We start from the raw sequence: 2,738 nt of genomic DNA on the forward strand, positions 1-2,738 counted from the left end.
GGCTGGGAAGTAGAGAAATTGGTTTATTATTATTTGGATAATAATACAGAAATTTCTTTTTTGGGGGAGGAAAAAGATTTGGGGGAAACAAAAGAAAAGATTATTCAATTGATTGAAGGGATAATGAATTTTGATTTTAAGGCTACGCCGGGAATGCATACATGCAAATATTGCGATTTTTCCGATATTTGTGGGTTTAGAGAGTTGTAAAGTAAAACAACAAAGGGGAAATGTCCAAGATTAAGATATTAATTTTATGTCTTTTGCTGCAATCGGAGAATTATTAAAAAATAGAGTTGGTAAGGGTCATTTTAATGAGAAAGTGGTGGCGGCTTTGGTGTGCGAAGAATTTGATAAAATTATCTTTGGGATTTGGGGGGAGAAAATCAAAGAGAGCGCTAAGGCCCTATATTTAAAAAACAATATATTGACGGTCGCTTGTCTGTCGCCGGTGGTAGCCCAGGAAATAAGAATAAAGGAATATGAAATTTTAGAAGAACTGAATAAAAAATTTGCTCCAGAAGATAGAATTGTGGAAAAGTTAAGAATACTAATTTAGGCTATGGTAATTAATAAACAAAAGTTAATTATCCTTTTTACTGTATTCGTTGATGTTATCGGGATCGGAGTGATTATTCCAATCTTGCCTTTCTATGTAGAGTCTTTTGGGGCCTCACCCTTGATGGTCGGCTTACTTTTTGGGGTTTATTCATTTTTTTCTTTTTTTAGTGGCCCTTTATTGGGTTCATTTTCCGACAGGAGGGGCAGGAGGCCGGTTTTGATAATTAGTATTTTGAGTAGTGCTATCGGCTGGCTGGTTTTCGCCAGCGCCAAGAGTATATTCTTTTTGTTTTTGGGTAGAATAATAGATGGGCTGGCGGCGGGTAATTTTTCTACGGCTCAAAGTTATTTGTCTGATATCGCAAAAAACGACAAGGAGAGGACAACGAATCTGGGTTTGGTAGGCGCGATATTCGGCATTGGTTTTATTATCGGGCCAATGTTGGGAGGTTTTTTGGGGTCAATAAGTGAAACTCTACCTTTTTGGTTTGTGGGGGGGTTGGCTTTTTTGAATACCGTTTCAGCCTTTTTGTTTTTGCCGGAAACACTGAAAGAGAGACAACATGAAAAAATATCTTTTAATCCTTTTTCGCCTATAAAAAAAGCATTAAAAGATAAAAAATTGAGACCAAATTACATATCTTGGTTTTTATTCGGTTTGGCGGCTACGGGTATGCAGTCTATTTTTTCCTTGTATTTGGAAAAAGTATTTGGTTTTGGCTCTTCAACGATTGGCTTATTTATGGCCGCGATGGGCGTGGTCATGGTCTTAAATCAGGGGATAGGATTAAAACATTTTTGGTTAAAGTATTTTTCCGAACCAAAGTTGGAGCTGGATATGCTTTTAATTTGTACCGGTGGCTTCTTACTTTTGGGCTCTAGAAACCTTACCATCATGCTGGTTGGTCTTTTGATCATGGTTTTGGCCCAGTCTATCCTTCGCGTCGTGATGACTAGCCAGGCAGCCGGTGGGGCGGTTTTGGGAGAAAGGGGCGAAGTGCTTGGCATTTTATCTTCCTTGTCTTCGATTGGTGCGATTGCTGGTCCCTTGATTGCGGGTTCCATATTTATGGCGCACCATCGACTGCCTTTTGTTTTGAGTGCTTTTTGTATGGTTTTGGCTTTTGGTGTGGTTTGGTTCTACAGACGCAAGCTAAAAGAAATAAAGCCGGTTGATGACGCGGGGGCAGATATTTTGCCATAGGATATTTTATTTGCCAAAATAAGGAAATATTGTTAAAATATAGATAGATAACAAAGTACCAATGAGTTTAAAAAAGTACTTATTTTTGATGGTTTTTGCCACTATTTTGTGTTGGACAGCTTGGTCGTTTGTCCTGTTTTTTATAAACCCTAGGGAGTCAGGGTCGGTTGGCTTTTTATTTTTTTATTTATCTTTGTTTTTGGGCCTACTTGGCATATTCAGTATTGTCGGTTTTTTATTGAGATATTTATTCAAGAAGCGTGATTTTAATTATGATAAAGTAAAGGTTTCTTTTCGTCAGGGCGCGATGTTTGCAATTCTTTTGACCGGATCGTTGTTTTTGCAAAGCCAGAGGCTTTTGGTGTGGTGGAACACCCTGCTATTTGTCTTTCTTTTGGCGATTGTAGAATATTATTTTTTGGCAAAAGAAGAACGCCGGATAAAGGGCGATCAGGGTTAATTATTTTTTAAGTAAAATTATGCTACAAGAGAAATTCAAAAAAATCAGACAGGAAATAATGGACGAACTCAAGCGGACAAAGACGCTGGAGCAACTTGAAGATATACAAAAAAAATATTTTTCCAGAGCTTCGGGTGAGATGACAAAATTAATAAAAGAAATAAAAGAATTGGCTGAAGAGGAAAGGCCCAAGGTCGGTAAGCTGGCGAATGAAGTAAAGCAAGAAGCGGAAGAATGGTTCGTAAAAATCAAAAATGAATTGCAGGGAGAGCCGGAAAACAGGCAGAAAATTTTTGATCCGACATTGCCGGGGGAAAAATATCAGCTCGGCCGGCTGCATGTTTTGACAGAGACCAGAAGAGAGATAGAGAGGATTTTTGTGGCTATGGGTTTTATGATAGTTGACGGGCCAGAGCTGGAATCAGAATGGTACAATTTTGAAGCAGTCAATGTGCCTGCTTGGCATCCAGCGAGAGATATGCAGGATACTTTTTATATAAATCCAAAATCCAA

The 2,738-nt window shown here is 38.4% G+C and carries 5 protein-coding genes; all 5 read left to right on the forward strand.

Going from position 1 to position 2,738, the window contains the following annotated elements:
- Nucleotides 1-210: PD-(D/E)XK nuclease family protein (locus GYA54_00450; protein NMC51185.1), on the forward strand; the 210-nt coding region annotated here is incomplete at its 5' end.
- Nucleotides 211-256: 46 nt separating this feature from the next.
- Nucleotides 257-559: a DUF721 domain-containing protein gene (locus GYA54_00455; protein ID NMC51186.1), complete on the forward strand. Its 303-nt coding sequence runs from the start codon at nt 257-259 to the stop codon at nt 557-559.
- A 3-nt stretch (nt 560-562) separates the two neighbouring features.
- Entirely contained in the window at nt 563-1,765 is a 1,203-nt protein-coding gene (locus GYA54_00460) for a TCR/Tet family MFS transporter (GenBank protein ID NMC51187.1), read from the forward strand.
- Between the two features lie 61 nt (nt 1,766-1,826).
- The gene (locus GYA54_00465) at nt 1,827-2,225 is read left to right on the forward strand and encodes a hypothetical protein (protein ID NMC51188.1); all 399 of its coding nucleotides are present in this window, start codon (nt 1,827-1,829) and stop codon (nt 2,223-2,225) included.
- A 19-nt stretch (nt 2,226-2,244) separates the two neighbouring features.
- On the forward strand, nt 2,245-2,738 hold a 494-nt coding region (gene pheS, locus GYA54_00470), incomplete at its 3' end, for a phenylalanine--tRNA ligase subunit alpha (GenBank protein ID NMC51189.1).

The organism is Candidatus Kuenenbacteria bacterium, from assembly GCA_012797775.1.
GTDB lineage: Bacteria > Patescibacteriota > Patescibacteriia > UBA2196 > GWA2-42-15 > JAAZMX01.